The organism is Pseudomonas fungipugnans, assembly GCF_029955235.1.
In the GTDB taxonomy this organism is placed as follows: Bacteria; Pseudomonadota; Gammaproteobacteria; order Pseudomonadales; family Pseudomonadaceae; genus Aquipseudomonas; species Aquipseudomonas fungipugnans.
In genome coordinates this window covers 2378474-2403468 of record NZ_JARBWL010000002.1, presented here as the reverse complement: position 1 = coordinate 2403468, position 24995 = coordinate 2378474, and the positions used below count along the sequence as shown (strand labels likewise).

The window sequence follows — 24995 nt, the reverse complement described above, 5'->3', positions numbered from 1 at the left end:
TCGGTCTCCCCGGCCGGCTCAGGCCACCGGCCGGAGCCGCTCAAAAAAGCCGGTTGAGGCCATCGTACGCCGCTACCCGATAGGCTTCAGCCATGGTCGGGTAGTTGAACGTGGTGTTGACGAAGTACTTCAGGGTGTTCAGTTCGCCCGGCTGGCTCATGATCGCCTGACCGATGTGCACGATCTCCGACGCTTGATAACCGAAGCAGTGAACGCCCAGCACTTCCAGCGTCTCGCGGTGGAACAGAATCTTCAGCATGCCCTGCGGCTCGCCGGCAATCTGCGCCCGCGCCATGCTCTTGAAAAACGCCTTGCCCACTTCGTACGGCACCTTGGCCTGGGTCAGCTCCTGCTCGTTCTTGCCGATCGAGCTGATCTCCGGAATCGTGTAGATACCGGTTGGCACGTCATTGACGAAACGCCAACTGCCGTTGTCGACAATGCTGCCAGCGGCCGAACGACCCTGGTCATGAGCAGCGCTGGCCAGGCTTGGCCAGCCGATCACATCACCGGCACCGTAGATGTTCGGCACACAGGTGCGGTAGTTCTCGTCGACTTCGATCTGGCCACGGCTGTTGACTTTGACCCCGATGTTTTCCAGACCCAGTGCGTCAGTGTTGCCAGTACGGCCGTTGCACCAGAGCAAGGCGTCGGCCTTGATCTTCTTGCCGGACTTCAGGTGCAGGATCACCCCGTTGTCCACGCCTTCGACGCGGTCATAGTCTTCGTTGTGACGAACCGTGATGTTGTTGTTGCTGAAGTGGTAACTCAGCGCCTGGGAAATTTCCGAGTCCAGGAAGCTCAGCAACTGACCGCGGTTATCCACCAGCTCGACCAATACACCCAGGCCACTGAAGATCGACGCGTATTCGCAACCGATCACGCCGGCACCGTAAACGATGAGTTTGCGCGGGGTGTGGCCGAGGCTGAGGATGGTGTCGCTATCGTAGATACGCGGGTGATGGAAATCGATGTCCGCCGGGCGATAAGGACGCGAACCGGTGGCAATGATGATGTGCTTGGCCACCAGTTTTTCGACCACGCCGTTGGCGCAGACCACTTCGATGGTTTGTTCGTCGGCGAAGCTGCCGGTGCCGAAGAACACGTCGACGCGGTTACGGGCGTAGTAGCCGGTACGCGAAGCAACTTGTTTGGAGATGACTTTTTCCGCGCTTTTCAGCACGTCCGGAAACGAGAACCAGCGCGGCTCACCAATGGCCCGAAACATCGGGTTGGTGTTGAACTGCATGATCTGCCGGACCGAGTGACGCAGTGCCTTGGACGGGATGGTGCCCAAGTGGGTGCAGTTGCCGCCGACCTGGCGACGGCTGTCGACCATTGCCACTTTGCGTCCTGCCTTGGCGGCGTTCATTGCCGCGCCTTCTCCCGCCGGGCCGGAACCCAGTACCACCACGTCGTAGTTGTAGACAGCCATGCATACTCCTCAGAACAGGCCGCGGCGCCCTCGGCACCTGCGGCTAAATCACGTCGATTGGCGGCGTGAAGGAACAATTTTGGGCCAGTGCAGCGCCCGGACACAGTCTATAGAAGCGTCAACGTCGCGCACATTAACCCTTGGTCGCGTCACAGGCTACTTTTGCCTGCGCTACAACGCCAGTCTTCTATGCTCGAATCGCCGTAATCATTCGGTTTTGCCGCCACTGAGGCGCTCAAAAGCCTGATTGGTCCGTGTGACGAAACCTGTATCGGCACGAATCACGAAGAATGCACCGATGCCGTGTTTTTCGGCGTAGTCCCAACCCCGTTCCGGGCCGAGAATCAGTAACAGCGTCGATAAGCCATCGGCCATCAGCGTTGAAGGATGAATCACCGTGACCGACGCCAGGTTGTGGGTAATCGGCGCGCCGGTGCGGGCATCGAAGGTGTGGGAATACCGCTGACCGCCCTGCTCGAAATAATTCCGGTAATCGCCGGAAGTGGACACGCCGTAGCCGTCGACATCAATGATGCGCTGGGCGACTTGCTGGTCGTCGCGCGGTTCTTCCAGAGCGATTTTCCAGGCTGAGCCATCAAGTTTTTTGCCGGCAGCCTTGAGCTCGCCGGTTGCTTCGGCGAGGTAGTTGTGGATGCCCATGGCTTCCAGTTTTGCGGCAATCGTGTCCACGGTGTAGCCGGCGGCGATGCTATTGAAATCAACTTCGACGGCGGCGTCCTTGCACAGTTGATCGCCGTCGATGCGCAAGTGGTGGTAACCGACTCGCCGCATCACCTCGGCCAGAGCCTGAGCGGTGGGGACTTTTTCCTCGCGACCTTGTGGACCGAAGCCCCACAGGTTCATCAGCGGTTCCACCGTCAGGTCGTAGGAGCCTTCGCTTTGTTCTGACAACTGCTCACCGAGGCGAACCAGTTCGAGGACCGGCGCAGGCAGGGTCTGACAGCGGTTGGCGGGTAAATCGTTGAAATGCTCGATGTCCGAGTCACTGCGGTAGGTGGACATTTGCCGGTCAACGTCGGCGAGGATTTTTTCGACCTCGACTTGTACTTCTTTCGGCCCCGGCAGGCCCTTGTTGCGCACGTACTTGATCGAATAGGTGCTGCCCATGGTCGGGCCGCCGAAGCTCTCCATCGAGTCGCCGTTGCCGCAGCCAAGCAAGGCGCTGGCCAATATTGCGAGACTCATCAACCGCCCGTTCAACAATCGTCCATCCCCTGAAAATCCCCTGGCAAAGCGCCAGGGCTGGCCATTATGCGATACAAATGTGGGAGTGGGCTTGCTCACAGAAGCGGCGTGCCATTCAACATCAATGTCGCCTGATGCACCGCTTTCGCGAGCAAGCCCCACATGAGATCACCGTGTCAGCCCTTCTAATTCACTCCAAACCGCAATTCGCACTGGCTAATGGCTATAACGTTTAAGCAGCCAGCCAACTAATTGTTGCCTACGCTAACCCATACACATATCGTTACAAAACTGTTCGGCGCGTGCCTGCGTGCTTGAGGCCGACAGCGAGGAAGCGTGATGAGCAGGGAATTCCAATAAGACAGCCAAAGTGAGTGCGTACAAATGTCCTCGAATACGGGCAAAGGCAAGGCGATATTTCGCGTTGTCAGCGGTAACTTTCTCGAGATGTTCGACTTCATGGTCTATGGCTTTTACGCCACGGCCATTGCGAAGACCTTCTTCCCGGCCGACAGCGCTTTCGCCTCTCTGATGCTGTCGCTGGCCACCTTTGGTGCCGGCTTCCTGATGCGTCCGCTGGGTGCGATTTTCCTCGGCGCCTACATCGACCGTCATGGCCGCCGCAAAGGGCTGATCATCACCCTTGCGTTGATGGCCGCCGGCACCGTGTTGATTGCCTGTGTGCCGGGTTATGCCACGCTGGGTGTCGCCGCGCCGCTGATCGTGCTGTTCGGACGCCTCTTGCAGGGCTTCTCGGCAGGCGTGGAGCTGGGCGGTGTCTCGGTCTATCTGGCCGAGATCGCCACCCCGGGCCGCAAGGGTTTCTTCGTCAGTTGGCAGTCCGCCAGCCAACAAGCCGCCGTGGTGTTCGCCGGTTTGCTGGGCGTGGGCCTGAACCACTGGCTCAGCCCGGAACAAATGGGTGACTGGGGCTGGCGTGTGCCGTTTCTGATCGGCTGCATGATCGTGCCGGTGATCTTCGTGATTCGCCGTTCGCTGGAAGAAACGCCTGAGTTCCAGGCGCGCAAACACCGCCCTACCCTGCAGGAAATCGTCCGTTCGATCGGTCAGAACTTTGGAGTCGTCATCGCCGGCATGGCGCTGGTGGTCATGACCACCGTGTCCTTCTACCTGATCACCGCCTACACCCCGACCTTCGGCAAAGCCGAGCTGCACTTGTCGGACCTGGACGCATTGCTGGTCACCGTGTGCATCGGCCTGTCGAACTTCTTCTGGCTGCCGGTCATGGGCGCGCTATCCGACAGGATCGGTCGTAAACCCCTGCTGCTGGGCGCGACCATTCTGGCCATCCTCACAGCCTATCCTGCGCTGTCGTGGCTGGTGGCAAACCCGAGCTTCAGCCATCTGCTGATCGTCGAGTTGTGGCTGTCGTTCCTGTATGGCTCGTACAACGGCGCGATGGTCGTGGCGCTGACCGAGATCATGCCGGTTGAAGTGCGCACCACCGGTTTCTCTCTGGCCTATAGCCTGGCGACGGCGACCTTTGGCGGCTTCACGCCAGCGGCCTGCACCTACCTGATTCACGTGCTGGACAACAAGGCTGCGCCGGGGATCTGGCTCAGTGGTGCGGCAGTGCTGGGGTTGATTGCGACGCTGGTGTTGTTCAAAGGTAATCGTCATGAGCTGCGGACCGCGCAAGCATCGGTCGTAGGCGGCACCCGGTAAACCGCCTTCGCGGGCAAGCCGGCTCCCACAGGGATTTGTGAACGCCACAGATCCAATGTGGGAGCGGGCCTGCTCCGGGCGGCGATCCGACGAAGAAGCCCGCCATCTGGAACTGAGCAACCGCACAAACAAAAACGCCCCGACCAAAGTCGGGGCGTTTTCATTTGCAGCTAAGGCTTAGCGCGGGAACGCTGGCGGGTTTACACCAGCCATGTCTTCCATCACGCGAACAACCTGGCAGCTGTAACCGAACTCGTTGTCGTACCAGACGTACAGAACAACGCGGTTTTCCTGGCAGATGGTCGCTTCAGCATCGACAACGCCTGCGTGGCGCGAGCCAACGAAGTCGGTGGACACCACTTCCTGCGAATTGACGAAATCGATTTGCTTGTGCAGATCGGAGTGCAGCGCCATGTAGCGCAGGTACTCGTTCATCTCTTCACGGGTGGCGGCTTTCTCAAGGTTCAGGTTGAGAATGGCCATCGACACGTTTGGCGTCGGAACGCGGATCGCGTTACCGGTCAGCTTGCCGGCCAGCTCAGGCAGGGCCTTGGCAGCAGCGGTGGCAGCACCGGTCTCGGTGATAACCATGTTCAGCGCGGCGCTACGGCCACGGCGATCGCCCTTGTGGAAGTTGTCGATCAGGTTCTGGTCGTTGGTGTACGAGTGAACCGTTTCAACGTGACCGTTGACGATGCCGAACTTGTCGTTGACTGCTTTCAGCACCGGCACGATGGCGTTGGTGGTGCAGGAAGCGGCGGATACGATCTTGTCATCAGCGGTGATTTCACCGTGGTTGATGCCGTGAACGATGTTCTTCAGCTTGCCTTTACCCGGAGCGGTCAAAACAACGCGGTCGATACCCGGGCAGGACAGGTGCTGGCCCAGGCCGTCGGCGTCACGCCATACACCGGTGTTGTCCACCAGCAGTGCGTTCTTGATGCCGTACTGGGTGTAATCCACTTCAGTCGGGTTCTTCGCGTAGATAACCTGGATCAGGTTGCCGTTGGCGGTGATGGTGTTGTTGGCTTCATCAATGGTGATGGTGCCATCGAACGGGCCATGAACCGAGTCGCGACGCAGCAGGCTGGCACGCTTGACCAGATCGTTCTCGGCGCCTTTGCGCACAACGATGGCACGCAGACGCAGACCGTCGCCACCACCGGTTTTCTCGATCAGGATGCGCGCCAGCAGACGGCCGATACGACCGAAGCCGTACAGGACAACATCAGTGCCCTTGCGAGCGGCGACGTTTTGCTGGCCAACCACATCGGCCAGTTCTTCACGCACGAACTGCTCGGCGGTACGGCCATTGCCTTCGGCCTTGAACTTGACCGCAAGCTTGCCCAGGTCTACCGAAGCGGCGCCGAGCTTGAGCTCGCTCATTGCTTTGAGCAGCGGGAATGTTTCGTGGACGGACAATTCGCTGTCATCGGACTGACGATGACGGGCAAAGCGGTGAGCTTTGAGAATCGCGATGACTGAACGATTGATCAGGCTGCGGCCATAGATCGAGCTCACCACATTGTTATTGCGGTAAAGCTGACCGATAAGCGGAATCATCGCTTCTGCGAGTGCTTCACGGTCGATCCATTCACCAAGACACTGGTCGGGCTTCTGAGTCACGGGAACCTTCCACATGTAGGGGCAGAAAAAAGGGGCTACATTATGCCGCCGAGTCCCTCCCGTAGCAATGCGCGCCTGTCGTGCGAGACGTAACAATTTTGCGCCCCAAAAAAATACGCCTCGCTGAAGCCCAATAAAACCGGGGCCTCCAGCGACGTCATTTTTTTGGAGACAGCGCTGCCTTGTCCGTAACCATCCGTAACACCCTACCGTTTTGGCACTACATAATCGCCAAAAAACCCGAAAAAAGCGGCCGATTTTGTCTTTACCACTACATTTCACCAAACCGGCGTAATAGACACATCTGTAACTGACAGCCAACGCTTTGGGCCGCTACAATTACCGACTTTGTCGCAACGCTTGGAGCTCAACCTTCCGTGCCCGTTCTGCGTCTACCGCTTCTCCCTGCCGCGGCAGGTAAACAGCACTGGGGCAATCTGCCCGGTGCCGCCCTGAGCCTGGCCATTGCCGAGGCTGCCAGCGCTGCCAAGCGCTTTACCCTGCTACTGACCGCCGACAGTCAAAGTGCCGAGCGACTGGAGCAGGAGCTGGGTTTCTTCGCCCCGGATTTGCCGGTGTTGCATTTCCCGGACTGGGAAACCCTGCCCTACGACCTGTTTTCGCCACACCAGGACATCATTTCCCAGCGCATCGCCAGCCTTTATCGGTTGCCGGAACTGGAACATGGCGTGCTGGTGGTGCCGATCACCACCGCGCTGCATCGCCTGGCGCCGACCAAGTTCCTGCTCGGCAGCAGCCTGGTGCTGGACATCGGCCAGAAGCTCGACGTCGAGCAGATGCGCACCCGGCTTGAGGCCAGCGGCTATCGATATGTCGACACGGTGTACGAGCACGGTGAATTCACCGTGCGTGGGTCGCTGATCGACCTGTTCCCAATGGGCAGCAAACTGCCCTTTCGTATCGACCTGTTCGACGACGAAATCGAGACCCTGCGCACCTTCGATCCGGACAACCAGCGCTCCATCGACAAGGTCGAATCGGTTCGCCTGCTGCCGGCACGCGAGTTTCCGTTGCAAAAGGATGCGGTAACCCGTTTCAAGGCGCGCTTCCGTGAGCGCTTCGACGTGGACTTCCGTCGCTGCCCGATCTTCCAGGACCTGAGCAGCGGGATCACCCCGGCCGGTATCGAGTACTACCTGCCGTTGTTCTTCGACGAAACCTCGACCCTGTTCGATTACCTGCCCCAGGACACTCAGGTGTTCTCGCTGCCGGGCATCGAACAGGCGGCGGAGAACTTCTGGAACGACGTGCGCAATCGTTATGAAGAGCGTCGCGTCGATCCATCCCGTCCTTTATTGCCACCCGCCGAATTGTTCCTGCCGGTGGAAGATTGCTTCGCCCGTCTGAAGAGCTGGCCCCGAGTGGTCGCCAGTCAGCAAGACGTGGAAACCGGCGTTGGCCGCGAACGCTTTCCGGCGCAGACCCTGCCCAACCTGGCCATCGAAGCCAAGGCCACTCAGCCATTGGCCGCACTGGCCGGCTTCCTTGATGAATTCCCCGGTCGCGTGCTGTTTACCGCCGAGTCTGCGGGCCGTCGCGAAGTGCTGCTGGAGCTGCTCGAACGCCTGAAGCTGCGACCGAAAACCGTCGACAGCTGGCCGGACTTCGTCGCGGGCAAGGATCGCCTGGCGATCACCATCGCGCCGCTGGATGAAGGCTTGTTGCTGGACGATCCGGCGCTGGCGTTGATCGCCGAAAGCCCGTTGTTCGGTCAGCGAGTCATGCAGCGCCGTCGTCGGGAAAAACGCGCCGACGGTAATAATGATGCCGTGATCAAGAACCTAACCGAGCTGCGCGAAGGCGCGCCGGTGGTGCACATCGATCACGGTGTCGGTCGTTACCTGGGCCTGGCGACGCTGGAGATCGACGATCAGGCTGCCGAATTCCTGACCCTGCAATACGCCGAAGGCGCCAAGCTGTATGTGCCGGTGGCCAACCTGCATCTGATCGCGCGCTACACCGGCAGTGACGATGCCCTGGCCCCGCTGCATCGCCTCGGCTCCGAAACCTGGCAGAAAGCCAAGCGCAAAGCCGCCGAACAGGTGCGCGACGTGGCCGCCGAATTGCTCGACATCTATGCCCGCCGCGCCGCGCGCGAAGGCTATGCCTTCGCCGACCCGAAAGCCGATTACGCCACCTTCAGCGCCGGCTTCCCGTTCGAAGAAACCCCGGACCAGCAAACCACCATCGACGCCGTGCGCGCGGACATGCTCGCCCCCAAACCGATGGACCGCCTGGTGTGTGGCGACGTTGGTTTCGGCAAGACCGAAGTGGCGATGCGCGCCGCGTTCATTGCGGTACACGGAGGCCGTCAGGTGGCGATCCTGGTGCCGACCACCCTGCTCGCCCAGCAGCACTACAACAGCTTCCGCGACCGCTTCGCCGACTGGCCGGTGACCGTGGAGGTGATGAGCCGCTTCAAGTCGACCAAGGAAGTGAACGCTGCCGTTGCGGACCTCGCCGAAGGCAAGATCGACATCGTCATTGGCACGCACAAGCTGCTGCAGGACGACGTGAAGATCAAGAACCTGGGCCTGGTGATCATCGACGAAGAACACCGTTTTGGTGTGCGTCAGAAAGAACAGCTCAAGGCCCTGCGTAGCGAAGTCGACATTCTTACCCTGACCGCGACGCCCATCCCGCGCACGCTGAACATGGCGGTGTCGGGCATGCGCGACCTGTCGATCATTGCCACACCACCGGCCCGTCGCCTCTCGGTACGCACTTTTGTCATGGAACAGAACAAGAGCACGGTCAAAGAGGCCTTGCTCCGTGAGTTGCTGCGTGGCGGCCAGGTCTATTACCTGCACAACGATGTGAAGACCATCGAGAAATGTGCCGCCGACCTCGCCGAACTGGTGCCGGAAGCGCGAATCGGCATCGGCCACGGGCAGATGCGCGAGCGCGAACTCGAACAGGTGATGAGCGACTTCTACCACAAGCGCTTCAACGTGCTGATCGCCTCGACCATCATCGAGACCGGCATCGACGTGCCGAGCGCCAACACCATCATCATCGAGCGCGCCGACAAATTCGGCCTGGCGCAGTTGCACCAGTTGCGTGGCCGGGTCGGACGCAGTCACCACCAGGCTTATGCCTACCTGCTGACGCCGCCGCGCCAGCAAATCACCACGGATGCGGAAAAGCGTCTGGAAGCGATTGCCAATACCCAGGACCTCGGCGCGGGCTTCGTGCTCGCCACCAACGACCTGGAAATCCGCGGCGCCGGCGAGCTGCTGGGCGATGGTCAGAGCGGGCAGATCCAGGCAGTCGGTTTCACCTTGTACATGGAGATGCTCGAACGTGCGGTGAAGTCGATCCGCAAAGGCGAACAACCGAACCTCGACCAGCCGCTGGGCGGTGGTCCGGAAGTCAATCTGCGAGTACCAGCGTTGATTCCCGAGGACTATCTGCCGGACGTGCATGCACGCTTGATTCTGTACAAGCGCATCGCCTCGGCCACCGACGAGGAAGGCCTCAAGGACCTGCAGGTTGAGATGATCGACCGCTTCGGCCTGTTGCCGGAGCCGACCAAGAACCTGATCCGCATCACGGCGCTGAAGTTGCAGGCCGAATTGCTGGGTATAAAGAAAGTCGACGGCGGCCCGCAAGGCGGTCGCATCGAGTTCGCAGCGCAAACCCCGGTCGACCCGCTGACACTGATCAAGCTGATCCAGAGCCAGCCAAAACGTTACAAATTCGAAGGCGCCACCGTATTCAAGTTCATGGTGCCGATGGAGCGCCCGGAAGAGCGCTTTAATACTGTAGAGGCACTGCTTGAACGCCTCCTCCCGAAAACTGCTTGAAGGACGCCGCATGCGCCTGTTTCGCCCACTGACCTTGCTGACCATTTTGGTAACAACGCTGGTCATGCCCACGGCATTTGCCGACGATCTGTATCAGATTGAAATGATTCTGGTCCGGCAAAACGCCGTCCCGGCCATCATCAGCCGCGCTGCACCGGAAGACTGGGCTGCCGGCGCCCAGCGCATCAGCCCCGACAGCCTGCGCAGCCCAAGCCTGAATGGCGAAGTGGCGAAACTCGGCGCCAGCACCGACTACACCGTGCTGATGCACAAGGCCTGGCAGCAGAACCTCGGCGAAGCCGGGAGCAAAATCGCGGTCAGCGAGGGCGCCGAACAATACGGGCAGTTCCCGATCGAGGGCACGTTGAGCCTCAAACTGGGACGCTTCACCGACGTCGACGCCGACTTCTGGGTCAACCAGATCGATGGCAATGGCATGGTCACCGCCAGCGAGCGCCTGAAGCAGGAAAGCCACACCAAAAATGGCCAACTGAATTTTCTTGATAACGGCCACCTCGGCCTGTTGATCAAGATCACTTCGTTGACCGCCCCTGCGCCTCGGCCGGCCCCTGAAGAAATCCCGGACTGATGGTAGGGGGCGTTCTCAATTAGTTTTCACGCCACGCCACGCCTGCTGTTGTGTAGGGCAAGGCGCGAGAAGCGTGGTTGGGTCATTCCAAATAAGCTTCGAGCAACGCCGCCCTGCACAACAGCAGGCCCGGCCCTTCGGGTTGTGCCTTAAAGCGGGCCAGGCTGCGTTGCAGGCCTTGGAAAGGGAACAACCATTCCCAGCGGCCTGCGCCTTGCCTGGCCCGCTTTAAGGCAACAACGCGACGGGAAAACCAATTGAGAACGCCCCCTATGCCCCCGACCCTGAGCAAACCCCTGGCACCTTCCTGGGTCAGCCGATTCAAGGAACAAAGCCTGGAGCGTGGCCGCCGGTACGCACTGGAAAATCGAGTCAGGTTTGTTGAAGTCGGTGACGCCACGATTGTCGCCGCGTGCGAAGGCTCGGGCGGCAACGTCTACCGTCAGACCATTCGCCTGCGCGAGTCAGCCAAAGGCACCTTGCTGATGGTTGACGCCTCGTGCACTTGCCCGGTCCACAGCAACTGCAAACATTGCGCGGCGGTGCTGCTGCAAGTGCAGGAAACCCTCGCCTACCCCGCGGCCGCACAAGACGCCGAACTGTTGGAAAAACTGCAAGCCGTGCTGGAAAACCGTAGCCCCAAAGCGCCACCCCAAGTCCTGGTGGATAACGTGCAACCGATGCCGCGACTGTGGCTGGCGAGTGTCGAGTTCAGCGCCTTCGAACCGCGCAACGGCAAGATGCAGCGCTACATCCAGCATCGTGCGGCGCTGTCGTTCAGCTATCTGGACGAATACGTTGCCGGGCAGAAAAACTCCGACATCCTGATTCGTCAGGAGACACAGACGCTGCGGATAAAACGCCACCCGGAAGTCGAACAGGCCTACAGGGAACAGCTGCGAATCCTCGGTTTCAGGATCGCCACCCGACAAAGCAAAGCCTTGCCGGAAAGTGCTGGCGAGCTCTATGAGATGGTCAATGACAGCGCCTGGCTGACGTTCACTCTTAATGAATTGCCAAAGCTGCGCACCCAGGGCTGGGAGTTGCAGATCGACGAGGAATTCGGCTTCGACCTGACTGCCGTGGACGACTGGTACGCCACTGTCGAGCAAGTGCCGGAGCGGGACTGGTTCGATCTGGAACTGGGGATCATCGTCAATGGTGAACGGCTGAGCCTGCTGCCGATCCTGTTGAACCTGATGCGCTCCCACACTGAAATCCTCAACCCGGAGCGCCTCGCCCGACGCCGGGACGACGAGCTGATTCTGGTCAACATCCCCCAGCGCCATAACAGCGAACACGGCGCCCTGCAGGTCGCCCTGCCCTTCGGTCGTCTCAAACCGGTGCTGGCAACGCTTGGTGAGTTTTACCTGCAAGAACCCGGCGAAACCACGCTACGCCTGAGCAAGGCCGACGCCACACGCCTGAATCCACTGGAAGGCCTGCCTCTACTCTGGGAGGGCGGCGATCAGATCCGCACCTTTGCCCAGCGCCTGCGCGATATCAAGGACTTCAGCGCCGCCGCGCCCGAAGGCCTTAACGCCACGCTTCGGCCTTATCAACATGAAGGCCTGAGCTGGATGCAGTCGTTGCGGCAACTGGAAGTCGGCGGAATTCTCGCGGATGACATGGGCCTGGGCAAAACCCTACAGACCCTGGCGCATATTCTCTGTGAAAAAAACGCCGGACGCCTCGATCGGCCGAGCATGGTGGTGATGCCCACCAGCCTGATCCCCAACTGGCTCGACGAAGCCGCGCACTTTGCGCCGCAACTCAAGGTACTGGCCCTTTATGGGGCCGGCCGTAAAAAGCATTTCGAGCACCTGGCCGACTACGACCTGATCCTGACCACTTATGCGCTGCTGCCAAAGGACGTCGAACGCCTGGCCGCGCAACCGTTGCACGTGTTGGTACTGGACGAAGCGCAGTACATCAAAAACCCCAACAGCAAGGCCGCTCAGGCCGCCCGCGAGCTGAATGCCCGCCAGCGTCTGTGCCTGAGTGGCACACCGCTAGAAAACCACCTGGGCGAGTTATGGTCGCTGTTTCACTTTCTGCTGCCCGGCTGGCTCGGTGATGTGAAAAGCTTCAACCGTGATTACCGTGTGCCGATTGAAAAACGCGGCAGCGAAGTCAGGCTCCAGCACCTCAACGGCCGAATCAAACCGTTTCTGCTGCGCCGGACCAAGGAACAGGTGGCCACCGAGCTGCCGCCTAAAACCGAGATCATCCATTGGGTTGAACTCAATGAAGCCCAACGCGATGTGTACGAAACCATGCGCCTGGCCATGGACAAGAAAGTCCGTGACGAAATCACCCGCAAAGGCGTGGCCCGCAGTCAAATCATCATCCTTGAGGCCCTACTGAAGCTGCGCCAGGTGTGCTGCGATCTGCGCCTGGTCAACGACGCCGCCCTGCCCACTCGTGGCAGCACCTCCGGCAAGCTCGACAGCCTGATGGAAATGCTTGAAGAACTGTTCGACGAAGGCCGGCGGATCCTGCTGTTTTCGCAGTTCACCTCGATGTTGTCATTGATCGAAGACGAATTGAAAAAACGCGGCATCGAATACGCGCTACTGACCGGACAGACCCGTGATCGACGCGCGCCCGTGAAGGATTTCCAGAGCGGCAAGCGTCAGATTTTCCTGATCAGCCTGAAAGCTGGTGGTGTGGGCTTGAACCTGACTGAAGCGGATACGGTAATTCACTACGACCCGTGGTGGAACCCGGCGACGGAAAACCAGGCGACTGACCGGGCCTATCGTATCGGCCAGGAAAAGCCGGTATTCGTCTACAAGATGATTGCCAGGGGCACGGTGGAAGAGAAAATCCAGCACCTGCAGAAGGAAAAATCCGACTTGGCGGCAGGCGTGCTGGATGGGCGCAAGGCTGGGGACTGGAAATTGCAGAGTGATGATATTGAAGCGTTGTTTGCGCCGTTGCCGGAGAAGCTGGATAAACGCTGATTATAGATCGCCATCGCGGGCAAGCCACGCTCCCACAAGGTTCACATCAATCCTGTGGGAGCGTGGCTTGCCCGCGATGAAGTCAACTCGGTGTAGAGCCTAATTCAACCCTTAAGCACCCGCGCCAACGTCGACTTCACCTTGCCCATGCCGTCATGCAACGCCTGCTCGATCTCGGCCATGGTAATCACCGCCGTGGACTTGCCCGCTGCAGGGTTCACCACCAGCGCCAGACAGGCGTAATCCAGCGCAAGCTCGCGAGCCAGCGCCGCTTCCGGCATGCCGGTCATGCCAATGATGTCGCAGCCGTCACGCTCCAGTTTCGCCACCTCAGCAACGGTTTCCAGACGCGGCCCCTGCGTGCAGGCGTAAACGCCATGACTGCTGTAACTCACGCCTTCAGCCGCCAGCGCCTTGATCAACTGCTGACGCAAAGACTCGCTGTAGGGATAGCTGAAATCGATGTGGGTAACCTGTTCCAGGTCGTCGGCGAAATAGGTGTGTTCGCGGCCACTGGTGTAGTCGATCAATTGATGCGGTACGCAGAAATGCCCGGTGCCCATGGCGGCGTGAATCCCGCCCACGGCGTTGACCGCCAGAATGGCTTCGGCGCCGGCCTGCTTCAGCGCCCAAAGATTGGCCCGGTAGTTCACCTGATGCGGCGGGAAACGATGCGGATGGCCGTGGCGAGCGAGGAACAGCACTTCCTTGCCTGCGTACTCGCCAATCTGCACCTCAGCCGAAGGTGGACCATAAGGAGTGTCCACTGCCAGGGACTGACGAATGCTCAAACCTTCAAGCTGAGTCAGCCCGGTACCACCGATAATCGCGTAAACCGTCATAACGAAACGTCCTTAATCAATCAGTTGAGCGTCTTTGAGCGCACCGACGGCCGTGAGCCAGCGTGGGTCCTGGCGATATTCGGTGCCCGCGAACGACTGGCCACGCATGCGTGCGATACGCGGCGAAGGCGTGACCTTCATACGCTGGGCGGCCGTCAGCGCCAATTCGGCAGCCGCCCGATCATTGCACACCAGACCCATGTCGCAACCGGCGCTCAGTGCCGCCTCGATACGACTGGCAGCATCACCCACTACATGGGCGCCGGCCATCGACAAATCGTCACTGAAAATAACACCGTCGAATTGCAGCTCGCCACGCAGGATGTCCTGCAACCAGCGACGGGAAAAGCCGGCAGGCTGGGCGTCGACTTGCGGATAGATAACGTGGGCCGGCATCACTGCGGCGAGTTGTTTGCTCAAGCGGGCGAACGGCACCAGGTCCTTGGCACGGATTTCGTCAAGGCTGCGTTCGTCGTTGGGGATCGCGACGTGGGAATCCGCCTCGGCCCAGCCGTGACCGGGGAAATGCTTGCCGGTGGCAGCCATGCCGGCGCTGTTCATGCCACGGATGAATGCCCCCGCCAGCAATGCGGCGCGCTGTGGATTACCTTCGAACGAACGGGTGCCAACCACCGCGCTGCGCTGGTAATCCAGGTCCAGCACGGGGGCGAAGCTCAGGTCGAGGCCAACCGCCAGCACTTCGGTCGCCATGATCCAGCCGCACTGTTCGGCGAGATATTCAGCGTTCGGATTATCAGCGATGGCGCGCATGGCCGGCAGGCGCACGAAACCTTGACGCAGACGCTGCACCCGGCCGCCCTCCTGGTCCACTGCCAGCAACAGATCGGGACGGACAGCGCGAATCGCCGCGCTCAACTCGCGCACCTGGCGCGGGTGTTCGATGTTGCGGGCAAAAATGATCAGGCCGCCCACTTCGGGCTGACGCAACAATTGGCGATCTTCAGCCGTCAGCCAGGTACCGGCGACGTCCACCATCAACGAGCCTTGCAGGCCAGCAGTCATAGAAATTCCTTGAGAACGAGAAACCCGGCGCACACGCATTCGCTGCCGTGGGCGGTGCCCGGCAGGTCGGCAATATATTTTGGAATCGGGTTAAAAACGAGAGTCGGCATGGGCGGCTAGCTTAACGGATGTCAGCTGCCGCGCCCACCGGTGTGCGGTTAAACCTTGGCCGCAACCGGCGCCGATTTGCTGCGCGGACGCAATTGCGCGGTGGCCATGGCCGTGTCGGTGACGCCGGTTTCGGCGCGCATGCCAGCCGCCAGGAACGGCACCATCAGACGCATCACCTGCTCGATTGACGTGTTGACGCCGAAATCGGTCTCGGCGATGGCGCGCAAGGCCTTGATCCCGGACATGCTGAACGCGGCAGCACCGAGCATGAAGTGCACGCGCCAGAACAGCTCGATCGGCGGGATACGCGGCGCAGCTTCATTAACCAGTGTCATGTAGCGGCGAAACACCTTGCCGTACATGTCTTCCAGATAGCGACGCAAGTGGCCCTGGCTCTGACTGAACGCCAGCCCCAGCAACCGCATGAATATAGAGAGGTCATTGCCGCTGCGTGGCTGGACCACGAGGGCTTGCTCGACGAGGATTTCCAGCAGCTCTTCGAGCGTAGGCCTGTTCTCCGGCTTGGCCTGACGCCGCTCCAGCTCTTTATCGAGGCTGATGCAGAAAGGACCGAGGAACCGCGAGAAGACCGCTTGAATCAGCGCCTTCTTGGAACCGAAGTGGTAGTTCACCGCCGCCAGATTGACACCGGCCTTGCTGGTGATCAGACGCAACGAGGTTTCGGCAAACCCTTTTTCCGCGAACAATTGCTCGGCAGCATCGAGAATGCGTTCAACGGTTTCCGACTGGGCCATGGCTACTCCGCCTGACAAACACTTGTTTGAAACATACGTTTCAGTCCATGCATTGTCAAGCTTGCCGGTTCATTTTGGGAATGGCCGGTCAGATATTTAACCATACAACAGCGAGGCTTCAATCAACGGACAGACCGACCGTCCAGCGGCGAGCAAAAAAAGGGGCATTGCCAAGCGCAGTTCACTGTATATAATCCCAGTCACTGTATAAAAAGACAGAGCGATCAATATGCTAAAGCTGACGCCACGCCAAGCAGAGATTCTGGCCTTCATCAAACGCTGCCTCGAAGACAACGGCTACCCGCCGACCCGAGCGGAAATCGCTCAGGAACTGGGTTTCAAATCGCCCAATGCAGCGGAAGAACACCTCAAGGCACTGGCCCGCAAGGGCGCAATCGAGATGACACCGGGCGCATCCCGTGGCATCCGCATTCCGGGCTTCGAAGCCAAGGCCGACGACTCCACGCTGCCGATCATTGGTCGAGTAGCGGCCGGCGCGCCGATCCTGGCCCAGCAACATGTCGAAGAGTCCTGCAACATCAATCCGACCTTCTTCCATCCTCGCGCCGATTACCTGCTGCGCGTTCACGGGATGAGCATGAAAGACGTCGGCATTTTCGATGGCGACCTGCTGGCTGTGCACACCACCCGTGAAGCCCGTAACGGCCAGATCGTGGTAGCGCGCATCGGCGACGAAGTCACCGTCAAGCGCTTCAAGCGTGACGGCAGCAAAGTCTGGCTGCTTGCCGAAAACCCTGAATTCGCCCCTATCGAAGTCAACCTGAAAGATCAGGAACTGGTGATCGAAGGCTTGAGCGTTGGCGTGATCCGCCGCTAAAGGAGGCTTTATGCAGTTCCCACATACCTCACAGCAAGCCCAACTGCCGTTGTTCGAAGCGTTTATGGCACAGCCACTGACGCCGATTCTGAAAGACGTGGTCGAGTCGTCGCCCTGGAGTGCCGATCCCGAGGTATTCAGCGAGCTGTCATTGCGTGGTGCGGCCGGGAACTGCCTGAACCTGCTGGCGCCGATTCTCAGGGAGTTGAGCCAGGACCAGGATGCACGCTGGCTGACGCTGATCGCCCCGCCCGCCAGCCTTACTCAGACGTGGTTGCGAGACGCGGGACTGAACCGCGAACGTATTCTGCTGCTGCAACCGCGTGGCACGCAAAGCGCTCAGCAATTGACCTGCGAAGCGTTGCGACTGGGCCGCAGTCACACGGTTGTCAGCTGGCTCAACCCGCTGAATACAACATCAAGGCAACAGCTGATCAGCGCCGCCCGCACCGGGGACGCTCAAAGCCTGAATATTCGTCTGGGCTAACTGTAAACGAGACGCGCCTGAACAGCGCAGGGCTTCTCCAGGGACAGAGAAGCCGATCTATAGCGGTATCGGCAGAAACCGACGGGCGGGATCAATGAAGAATCCGCGGCCCCTCTTCCTTGTCGAAGTCGCCTTCAACCAGGCGCCCTGCCATCTGCACTCCCACGCTCAACATCGCCTTGGCGACTTCCACGTGCTGGCCTTGCAGGAACACTTTGGCATCCTCGGAGAAATCCAAAGTAACCAGAGAACCCTCGTCCTCAGCCCTGCGCAGCTCGATTCGGCCGTCTGGTAACTCGACAATTTCTAGAAAGGACGTTGGCATATAGGTCTGTTCTCCACGAAAGGCGGGGATTATATAGGCATCGGCCAGGCTTCGCTCGGGATCTTGACCAGAAGTCGTTACGACAGAAAATCCATCAACACTCGTTCAGACCTTCGCGAAAACGAATTGCCAGTCCCTTGAGGTTCTGACGCCAACTCTCCAGCTCTTCCCGGCTCAACTCTTGAGGAGCCTCTTCCTCGTCGAGGTTGACAGCCAGGATCAACGGCTGTGTGACATCGCCCTTGGGCTTATGCGGCGCACGAGGCGGCTGGAACAATGCGGTGTGGGCCGCCAACAGCTTGGCCAGCCAGGTTTCAGGGTTCTGCGCCAACTCGACCATTTCAGCCATTTCAGGAATCGCGATGGCTTCAAGCACTTCACGCGTCAACAGCATCTCTGCCCGGGGCGCATTGGCCTGAGGCAAACGGTAGAAACCGGCGATTTCATGGCACAACCCGAGCAATGCACCATAGAGATGAAACAGGGCCGATTCGCGCCCGGCCTGAATCAACGCCAGAGAATTCATTGCCCGCCCCTCTTCGGCCCTGGCAAGCGCTTCCAGAGACAGCCCGGCGAAATAAATCTTCTGATTGGTGCGGGTGTACAGTTCGTGGGCCATGACGGCAGTCTCCACAACGAAATAATTGCTTCACATAGGCCGCACAGTGTCGGGGATCAGCCGATCCCACCGCAAGCCCAAAACAAAAAGGCCGCATGAAAACCCTCGGGTTGTCATGCGGCCTTTTATTGTGGCGAGGGAGCTTGCTCCCGCTGGCCGACGAAGCCGGCCCCACTGTTAACGCTTGTTAAGCCTTCGCCACTTTAGCAGGGCGCTTGTCTTCTACCGTCCACTTGCCGCCGTCGTAGTACGCCTTCCAGCCAGTCGGCTTACCGTCGACTTCTGTTTGCACGTACTGCTCTTTGGTCTTGCGGCTGTAGCGGATCACGGCTGGCAGACCGTCCGGATCTTTCTTCGGCGCTTCGCAGAGGAAGTGGTACTTGGGATCGATCTCATCCTTGTGCGGCACGATTTCCATGACCAGCGGTGCACGGGTCTCGCGGTTTTTCGGGAACTGACTGGCCGCCAAAAACAGGCCGGAAGCACCGTCACGCAGAATGTAGGTGTCGTTGACCTTTTCGCATTTGAGCTCAGGCATCTTCACCGGATCCATCTTCGGCGGCGCCGCATCACCGCTTTTGAGCAGCTTGCGGGTGTTCTTGCAGGTCGGGTTGGTGCAACCGAAGAACTTGCCGAAACGGCCGGTCTTGAGCTGCATCTCGCTGCCGCACTTGTCGCACTCCAGGCTCGGACCTTCGTAGCCCTTGATGCGGTAGGTGCCCTCTTCGATTTCATAACCCGAGCAATCCGGATTGTTACCGCAGATGTGCAGCTTGCGCTTCTCATCCAGCAGGTAAGCGTCCATCGCCGTGCTGCAAATCGGGCAACGGTGCTTGCCGCGCAGTACCAGGGATTCCGATTCACCCTCGTCATCCGCAGCAATTTCGTCACCCGGCACCAGGTTCACGGTCGCCTTGCAGCGCTCTTTCGGCGGCAGGCTGTAACCCGAGCAACCGAGGAACACGCCCGTCGAGGCGGTGCGAATCTGCATCGGCCGGCCGCAGGTCAGGCACGGAATATCGGTCATGACCGGCTGGTTGGCGCGCATGCCGTTTTCCGCGCTCTCGGCTACTTCGAGTTTCTTCTTGAAGTCGCCGTAGAACTCGTCCAGCACGTTTTTCCAGTCACGCTCGCCTTGAGCCACATCATCGAGGTTCTCTTCCATGCCGGCGGTGAAGCCGTAGTCCATGAGATTGGAGAAGCTCTCGGACAGACGCTCGGTGACGATGTCGCCCATCTTTTCCGAATAGAAACGACGGTTGTGCAGCGCTACGTAGCCACGGTCCTGGATGGTCGAGATGATCGCTGCGTAGGTCGAAGGACGACCAATCCCGCGTTTTTCCATCTCTTTAACCAGGCTGGCTTCCGAATAACGGGCCGGTGGCTTGGTGAAGTGTTGGGTCGGATCAAGCTTGATCAGCTTCATCGCGTCGCCCTGGGCCATGTCCGGCAGCACGTCGTCGTCGCCTGGCTTGGCGATTTGCGGCATGACGCGGGTATATCCGTCGAATTTCAGGATACGGCCCTTGGCACGCAGCTCGAAATCACCGGCACCGACAGTGACGGTGGTCGACAGGTATTGCGCCGGCAGCATCTGGCAGGCCAGGAACTGGCGCCAGATCAGCTCGTAGAGGCGCTCAGCGTCGCGCTCCATACCCGTCAGCTTGCTTGGCTCGGTATTGGCATCAGAAGGACGAATCGCTTCGTGAGCCTCTTGTGCGCCTTCCTTGCTGCTGTACACGTTCGGGTTTTCCGGCAGGTACTGCTTGCCGAACTCGCCCTCAATATAAGTGCGCGCCATCGTCACGGCATCGGCCGAGAGGTTGGTGGAGTCGGTACGCATATAGGTGATGTAACCCGCTTCGTACAAACGCTGGGCCATCATCATGGTTTTCTTCACGCCGAAGCCCAGGCGGTTGCTCGCAGCCTGTTGCAGGGTGGACGTGATGAACGGTGCCGACGGTTTGCTGCTGGTCGGTTTGTCTTCGCGCTTGACGATGCTGTAGCTGGAAGCCTTGAGCTTCTCCAGCGCAGCCATCGCCTGGGTTTCGTTGAGCGGCTTGAAGGCTTCGCCTTTTTCGCGAGCGACGTCGAAACGCACGGTCGCGCCCTTGGCGGTGCCGAGGTCAGCGTGGACTTCCCAGTACTCTTCAGGATTGAACGCGCGAATTTCACGCTCACGCTCGACCACCAGCTTCACGGCAACCGATTGCACACGACCAGCCGACAAGCCACGGGCGATCTTCGCCCACAGCAGCGGCGAAACCATGTAACCCACCACGCGGTCGAGGAAGCGACGCGCCTGCTGGGCGTTGACACGGTCGATGTCCAGCTCGCCTGGCTTGGAGAAGGCCTCCTGAATCGCCTTCTTGGTGATTTCGTTGAACACCACGCGCTTGTAGCGGCTGTCGTCACCACCGATGGCTTCGCGCAGGTGCCAGGCAATGGCTTCCCCCTCGCGATCCAAGTCGGTTGCGAGATAGATGGTGTCAGCATCCTTGGCGAGCCGGCGCAGCTCTTCGATGACCTTTTCCTTGCCCGGGAGGATCTCGTACTTGGCTTTCCAGCCATGATCGGGATCGACACCCATACGCGAGACCAGCTGCTTGCGCGCTTTCTCTTTCGGCGTGAGCACCGGACCTTCACCTGCGGCGGCCTTGCCGCGCTTGGCGGCTGGCTCTTTGCTGGCGCTAGCCGAACCGCTGGTGGGCAGGTCTCGGATATGGCCGATACTCGACTTCACCACGTATTGGTTACCCAGATACTTGTTGATGGTCTTGGCCTTAGCCGGGGATTCCACAATGACCAGCGATTTGCCCATGGATCAGAAAATTCCTGAATTCTAGAAGTGAAAGGCGATTGGCGCCTGACGCGGCACCGCTATATATAGTGGCTACAAGGTGAGGTCAAGCGCAGGGTTCTGCGCGCTCTCGGCTTATGGCCTCGAAAAAAGGCTTGGTTCAGCCTGCACCAAAGCAAAGCGCGGGACCTGTTCGCCGTCAACCTCGACCGACTCCAGAAACATGCTCAAGGGACGCACCCAAAAGCCGTAATCGCCATACAGGGCTTGGTAGAAGACCACTTCTTCTTCAGTTTCCGAATGCCGCGCAACGTTGAATACACGGTACTGCGGACCTTTGTAATGTTGGTAGAGCCCAGGTTGTATCGGCATGGTTTGGCCCTCGCTCAAATCTTTTCAAAATAAAAACAAAAATAAATTCAGAAAAACAAAAACCGGGGCACTTGGCCCCGGCTTCCATCAACGAGACGCTTAGACGCGTTCGAAGACGGTGGAGATGCCTTGGCCGAGGCCAATGCACATGGTGGCTACCCCGAAGGTGCCGCCATTCTGCTTCATCACGTTCAGCAAAGTGCCGGAGATACGGGCACCGGAGCAACCGAACGGGTGACCCAGGGCGATCGCGCCGCCGTGCAGGTTAACCTTCTCGTTCATCTTGTCGAGCACTTTCAAATCTTTCAGCACTGGCAGGGCCTGTGCGGCGAAAGCTTCGTTGAGCTCGAAGAAGTCGATATCGTTGATGCCCAGGCCCGCACGCTTCAGTGCTTTCTGGGTGGCCGGTACTGGACCATAGCCCATGATCGCCGGATCCACACCCGCCACGGCCATCGAACGAATCACTGCCATCGGCGTAATGCCCAGGTCCTGTGCACGCTGCGCCGACATCACGATCATGCACGAAGCACCGTCGGTGATCTGCGACGACGTACCGGCTGTCACGGTGCCGCCCTTCGGGTTAAACGCTGGCTTCAACGCCGCCAGGCTTTCCAGGGTGGTTTCCGGACGAATGGTTTCGTCGTAGTCGAACAGTTTCAGGAAACCGTTCTCGTCGTAGCCCTGCATCGGGATGATTTCGTCCTTGAACTTGCCTTCCACGGTCGCCTTGTGGGCGAGTTGGTGGGAACGCACGCCAAAGGCGTCCTGCTGTTCGCGAGTGATGCCGTGCATTTTGCCCAGCATTTCAGCGGTCAGGCCCATCATGCCCGAGGCTTTCGCCGCGTACAGGGACATGTGCGGGTTCGGATCGACACCGTGCATCATGCTCACGTGCCCCATATGCTCGACGCCGCCAACCACGAACACGTCACCGTTACCGGTCATGATCGCTTGCGCAGCGGTGTGCAGCGCGCTCATCGAGGAGCCACACAGGCGGCTGACGGTCTGGCCGGCAGCGGTGTGCGGGATCTGGGTCATCAGGGACGCCATGCGCGCGATGTTCCAGCCCTGCTCCAGGGTCTGGTTCACGCAGCCCCAGATCACGTCTTCGACTTCGTTCGGGTCAACCTTGACGTTGCGTTCCAGCAATTTGCTGATCAGGTGCGCCGACATGTCTTCGGCGCGGGTGTTGCGGTGCATGCCGCCCTTGGAGCGGCCCATCGGAGTACGACCGAAGTCGACAATCACGACGTCTCTTGGATTCAAGCTCATAAAATTTCACTCTCGCTCAAGTGTTTGGACGCTTAACCGAAGAACCGTTGGCCAGTCTTGGCCATTTCACGCAGTTTTGCGGTCGGGTGGTACAGCGCGCCCAAATCAGCGTACTGGTCAGCCAGGGCAACGAACTCGGCAACACCGATCGAATCGATGTAGCGCAGCGCACCGCCACGGAATGGAGGGAAACCAATACCGTAGACCAGACCCATGTCGGCTTCGGCGGCGGTCTCGACAATGCCGTCTTCCAGGCAACGCACGGTTTCCAGGCACAGCGGGATCATCATCCAGTTGATAATGTCTTCATCAGTGACTTCGCGCTGTTCGTAAACGATCGGCTTGAGCAGTTCGAGCACCGAAGGGTCGGCCACTTTCTTCTGCTTGCCGCGCTTGTCGGCCTCGTAAGCGTAGAAACCCTTGCCATTCTTCTGGCCCAGGCGCTTGGCTTCGTAGAGCACATCAATGGCCGAGCGGCGATCGTCTTTCATGCGATCCGGGAAGCCTTCAGCCATCACGTCACGACCGTGGTGACCGGTGTCGATGCCGACCACGTCCATCAGGTATGCCGGGCCCATTGGCCAGCCGAATTTTTCCATGATCTTGTCGATACGGACGAAGTCCACACCGGCGCTGACCAATTTCGCGAAACCACCGAAGTACGGGAACAGCACGCGGTTGACCAGGAAGCCCGGGCAGTCATTGACGACGATCGGGTTCTTGCCCATTTTCTTGGCGTAGGCAACGGTGGTGGCAACGGCCAGCTCACTGGACTTCTCGCCGCGAATCACTTCAACCAGCGGCATCATGTGCACCGGGTTGAAGAAGTGCATGCCGACGAAGTTTTCCGGACGCTTGAGGGCCTTGGCCAGCAAGGTGATGGAAATGGTCGAGGTGTTGGACGCGAGGATGGTGTCCTCTTTGACATGACCTTCGACTTCAGCCAGCACAGCCTGCTTGACCTTCGGGTTCTCGACAACGGCTTCAACCACCAGGTCCACGTGACCGAAGTCGCCGTAGGACAGGGTCGGACGAATGCCGTTGAGCACTTCAGCCATTTTCGCCGGGGTCATGCGACCTTTATCAACGCGGCCGACCAGCAGCTTGGCGGCTTCAGCCAGACCCTGCTCGATACCGTGTTCGTTGATGTCCTTCATCAGGATCGGCGTGCCTTTGGAGGCCGACTGATAAGCGATACCGCCGCCCATGATGCCGGCGCCCAATACGGCAGCCTGCTTCACGTCCTTGGCGATCTCGTCGTAGGCCTTGGCCTTTTTCTTCAATTCCTGATCGTTCAGGAACAGACCGATCAAGCTCTGCGCGGCAGAGGTCTTGGCCAGTTTGACGAAACCTGCTGCTTCGACTTCCAGCGCCTTGTCGCGACCGAAGTTCGCCGCTTTCTGGATGGTCTTGATCGCTTCAACCGGCGCCGGGTAGTTCGGACCAGCCTGACCGGCTACAAAACCTTTGGCGGTTTCGAAAGCCATCATTTGTTCGATCGCGTTCAGCTTGAGCTTTTCCAGCTTCGGCTGGCGCTTGGCCTTGTAGTCGAACTCGCCAGAGATGGCGCGCTTGATCAGCTCAAGCGCCGCTTCCTGCAGTTTCTCAGGCGCAACCACCGCATCGACGGCGCCGACTTTCAGCGCGTCTTCAGGACGGTTTTCCTTGCCGGCTGCGATCCACTCGATGGCGTTGTCGGCACCGATCAGGCGCGGCAGACGCACAGTACCGCCGAAGCCCGGGTAGATGCCCAGTTTGACTTCCGGCAGACCGATCTTGGCCTTGGTGGACATGACGCGGTAGTCCGCCGCCAGGCACATTTCCAGACCGCCGCCCAAAGCGATGCCGTTGATCGCGGCTACGGTTGGAACGTTGAGGTCTTCGAAATCGCTGAAAATCTTGTTGGCTTCGAGGTTGCCAGCGACAAGCTCTGCATCAGGCAGCTTGAAGTTCTCGACAAATTCGGTGATGTCGGCGCCGACGATGAACACGTCCTTGCCACTGCTGACGATCACACCCTTGATCGAAGCATCTGCCTTGATAGTGTCTACAGCCTGACGCAGTTCGTTCAGGGTAAGACGGTTGAACTTGTTGACGGACTCACCCTTGAGGTCGAATTTCAGTTCGACGATGCCACTTTCAAGAGCCTTAACCGTGATGGCTTTACCTTCGTAAATCATCAACTGATCTCCACGATATGGAAGCTGAACAGT

The 24995-nt window shown here is 59.4% G+C and carries 18 protein-coding genes; 6 read left to right on the top strand and 12 right to left on the bottom strand.

Annotated features, from left to right (window positions below):
* Positions 1-40: 40 nt before the first annotated feature.
* Positions 41-1435 carry a Si-specific NAD(P)(+) transhydrogenase gene (gene sthA / locus POF45_RS26065; protein ID WP_259501606.1) on the bottom strand — a complete coding sequence of 465 codons (1395 nt, stop codon included), beginning with the start codon at positions 1433-1435 and terminating at the stop codon, positions 41-43.
* Positions 1436-1642: 207 nt separating this feature from the next.
* The gene (locus POF45_RS26060; RefSeq protein ID WP_282317040.1) at positions 1643-2641 is read right to left on the bottom strand and encodes an FAD:protein FMN transferase; all 999 of its coding nucleotides are present in this window, start codon (positions 2639-2641) and stop codon (positions 1643-1645) included.
* Between the two features lie 384 nt (positions 2642-3025).
* On the opposite strand from POF45_RS26060, the gene POF45_RS26055 reads away from it, so the two are divergent.
* On the top strand, positions 3026-4327 hold the full coding sequence (locus tag POF45_RS26055; protein ID WP_282317039.1) for an MFS transporter: 1302 nt from the start codon (positions 3026-3028) through the stop codon (positions 4325-4327).
* Between the two features lie 177 nt (positions 4328-4504).
* Here POF45_RS26055 and POF45_RS26050 read toward each other — a convergent pair whose 3' ends face one another.
* Entirely contained in the window at positions 4505-5968 is a 1464-nt protein-coding gene (locus POF45_RS26050; RefSeq protein ID WP_282317038.1) for a glyceraldehyde-3-phosphate dehydrogenase, read from the bottom strand.
* 362 nt (positions 5969-6330) lie between these two features.
* On the opposite strand from POF45_RS26050, the gene mfd reads away from it, so the two are divergent.
* From mfd to POF45_RS26035, 3 genes are all read left to right on the top strand, one after another.
* On the top strand, positions 6331-9780 hold the full coding sequence (gene mfd / locus POF45_RS26045; protein WP_259501597.1) for a transcription-repair coupling factor: 3450 nt from the start codon (positions 6331-6333) through the stop codon (positions 9778-9780).
* Between the two features lie 10 nt (positions 9781-9790).
* Entirely contained in the window at positions 9791-10369 is a 579-nt protein-coding gene (locus POF45_RS26040; RefSeq protein ID WP_282317037.1) for a CsiV family protein, read from the top strand.
* Between the two features lie 272 nt (positions 10370-10641).
* Complete coding sequence (locus POF45_RS26035; RefSeq protein WP_259501586.1) at positions 10642-13335, top strand: DEAD/DEAH box helicase; 2694 nt, start codon at positions 10642-10644, stop codon at positions 13333-13335.
* Positions 13336-13439: 104 nt separating this feature from the next.
* Here POF45_RS26035 and POF45_RS26030 read toward each other — a convergent pair whose 3' ends face one another.
* The 3 genes from POF45_RS26030 to POF45_RS26020 all read right to left on the bottom strand — a co-directional run bounded on the left by POF45_RS26030 (position 13440) and on the right by POF45_RS26020 (position 16066).
* Positions 13440-14177: an S-methyl-5'-thioinosine phosphorylase gene (locus POF45_RS26030; RefSeq protein WP_259501584.1), complete on the bottom strand. Its 738-nt coding sequence runs from the start codon at positions 14175-14177 to the stop codon at positions 13440-13442.
* A gap of 12 nt (positions 14178-14189) precedes the next feature.
* Positions 14190-15200, bottom strand: coding sequence for a beta-N-acetylhexosaminidase (gene nagZ / locus POF45_RS26025; protein ID WP_282317036.1), 1011 nt, complete (start codon positions 15198-15200; stop codon positions 14190-14192).
* A 158-nt stretch (positions 15201-15358) separates the two neighbouring features.
* Complete coding sequence (locus POF45_RS26020; RefSeq protein ID WP_259501582.1) at positions 15359-16066, bottom strand: TetR/AcrR family transcriptional regulator; 708 nt, start codon at positions 16064-16066, stop codon at positions 15359-15361.
* A gap of 229 nt (positions 16067-16295) precedes the next feature.
* On the opposite strand from POF45_RS26020, the gene lexA reads away from it, so the two are divergent.
* Positions 16296-16904, top strand: a complete 609-nt coding sequence (lexA, locus tag POF45_RS26015; RefSeq protein WP_259501580.1) for a transcriptional repressor LexA — start codon at positions 16296-16298, stop codon at positions 16902-16904.
* A 10-nt stretch (positions 16905-16914) separates the two neighbouring features.
* Complete coding sequence (gene sulA, locus POF45_RS26010; protein WP_259501573.1) at positions 16915-17391, top strand: SOS-induced cell division inhibitor SulA; 477 nt, start codon at positions 16915-16917, stop codon at positions 17389-17391.
* A 91-nt stretch (positions 17392-17482) separates the two neighbouring features.
* On the opposite strand, the gene POF45_RS26005 is transcribed toward sulA, so the two are convergent.
* The 6 genes from POF45_RS26005 to fadB all read right to left on the bottom strand — a co-directional run bounded on the left by POF45_RS26005 (position 17483) and on the right by fadB (position 24962).
* Positions 17483-17716 carry a hypothetical protein gene (locus POF45_RS26005; RefSeq protein ID WP_259501571.1) on the bottom strand — a complete coding sequence of 78 codons (234 nt, stop codon included), beginning with the start codon at positions 17714-17716 and terminating at the stop codon, positions 17483-17485.
* Between the two features lie 94 nt (positions 17717-17810).
* Positions 17811-18335 (bottom strand): DUF6586 family protein, encoded by a 525-nt coding sequence (locus POF45_RS26000; protein WP_259501569.1) that lies wholly within the window; start codon positions 18333-18335, stop codon positions 17811-17813.
* Positions 18336-18522: 187 nt separating this feature from the next.
* Positions 18523-21156 carry a type I DNA topoisomerase gene (gene topA / locus POF45_RS25995; protein ID WP_259501568.1) on the bottom strand — a complete coding sequence of 878 codons (2634 nt, stop codon included), beginning with the start codon at positions 21154-21156 and terminating at the stop codon, positions 18523-18525.
* Positions 21157-21270: 114 nt separating this feature from the next.
* A complete protein-coding gene (locus POF45_RS25990; protein ID WP_095165329.1) occupies positions 21271-21507 on the bottom strand; it encodes a DUF1653 domain-containing protein in 237 nt (78 codons plus the stop codon).
* Between the two features lie 99 nt (positions 21508-21606).
* Positions 21607-22782: an acetyl-CoA C-acyltransferase FadA gene (gene fadA / locus POF45_RS25985; RefSeq protein WP_282317034.1), complete on the bottom strand. Its 1176-nt coding sequence runs from the start codon at positions 22780-22782 to the stop codon at positions 21607-21609.
* Positions 22783-22814: 32 nt separating this feature from the next.
* Entirely contained in the window at positions 22815-24962 is a 2148-nt protein-coding gene (gene fadB, locus POF45_RS25980) for a fatty acid oxidation complex subunit alpha FadB (protein WP_259501552.1), read from the bottom strand.
* Positions 24963-24995: the final 33 nt, after the last annotated feature.

Excerpts from the sequence above, each read along its gene's own strand:
- sthA (WP_259501606.1), bottom strand. The coding sequence starts at position 1,435 with ATGGCTGTCTACAACTACGACGTGGTGGTACTGGGTTCCGGCCCGGCG.
- POF45_RS26060 (WP_282317040.1), bottom strand. The coding sequence starts at position 2,641 with ATGAGTCTCGCAATATTGGCCAGCGCCTTGCTTGGCTGCGGCAACGGC.
- POF45_RS26055 (WP_282317039.1), top strand. The coding sequence starts at position 3,026 with ATGTCCTCGAATACGGGCAAAGGCAAGGCGATATTTCGCGTTGTCAGC.
- POF45_RS26050 (WP_282317038.1), bottom strand. The coding sequence starts at position 5,968 with ATGTGGAAGGTTCCCGTGACTCAGAAGCCCGACCAGTGTCTTGGTGAA.
- POF45_RS26040 (WP_282317037.1), top strand. The coding sequence starts at position 9,791 with ATGCGCCTGTTTCGCCCACTGACCTTGCTGACCATTTTGGTAACAACG.
- POF45_RS26035 (WP_259501586.1), top strand. The coding sequence starts at position 10,642 with ATGCCCCCGACCCTGAGCAAACCCCTGGCACCTTCCTGGGTCAGCCGA.
- POF45_RS26030 (WP_259501584.1), bottom strand. The coding sequence starts at position 14,177 with ATGACGGTTTACGCGATTATCGGTGGTACCGGGCTGACTCAGCTTGAA.
- nagZ (WP_282317036.1), bottom strand. The coding sequence starts at position 15,200 with ATGACTGCTGGCCTGCAAGGCTCGTTGATGGTGGACGTCGCCGGTACC.
- POF45_RS26020 (WP_259501582.1), bottom strand. The coding sequence starts at position 16,066 with ATGGCCCAGTCGGAAACCGTTGAACGCATTCTCGATGCTGCCGAGCAA.
- lexA (WP_259501580.1), top strand. The coding sequence starts at position 16,296 with ATGCTAAAGCTGACGCCACGCCAAGCAGAGATTCTGGCCTTCATCAAA.
- sulA (WP_259501573.1), top strand. The coding sequence starts at position 16,915 with ATGCAGTTCCCACATACCTCACAGCAAGCCCAACTGCCGTTGTTCGAA.
- POF45_RS26005 (WP_259501571.1), bottom strand. The coding sequence starts at position 17,716 with ATGCCAACGTCCTTTCTAGAAATTGTCGAGTTACCAGACGGCCGAATC.
- POF45_RS26000 (WP_259501569.1), bottom strand. The coding sequence starts at position 18,335 with ATGGCCCACGAACTGTACACCCGCACCAATCAGAAGATTTATTTCGCC.
- topA (WP_259501568.1), bottom strand. The coding sequence starts at position 21,156 with ATGGGCAAATCGCTGGTCATTGTGGAATCCCCGGCTAAGGCCAAGACC.
- POF45_RS25990 (WP_095165329.1), bottom strand. The coding sequence starts at position 21,507 with ATGCCGATACAACCTGGGCTCTACCAACATTACAAAGGTCCGCAGTAC.
- fadA (WP_282317034.1), bottom strand. The coding sequence starts at position 22,782 with ATGAGCTTGAATCCAAGAGACGTCGTGATTGTCGACTTCGGTCGTACT.
- fadB (WP_259501552.1), bottom strand. The coding sequence starts at position 24,962 with ATGATTTACGAAGGTAAAGCCATCACGGTTAAGGCTCTTGAAAGTGGC.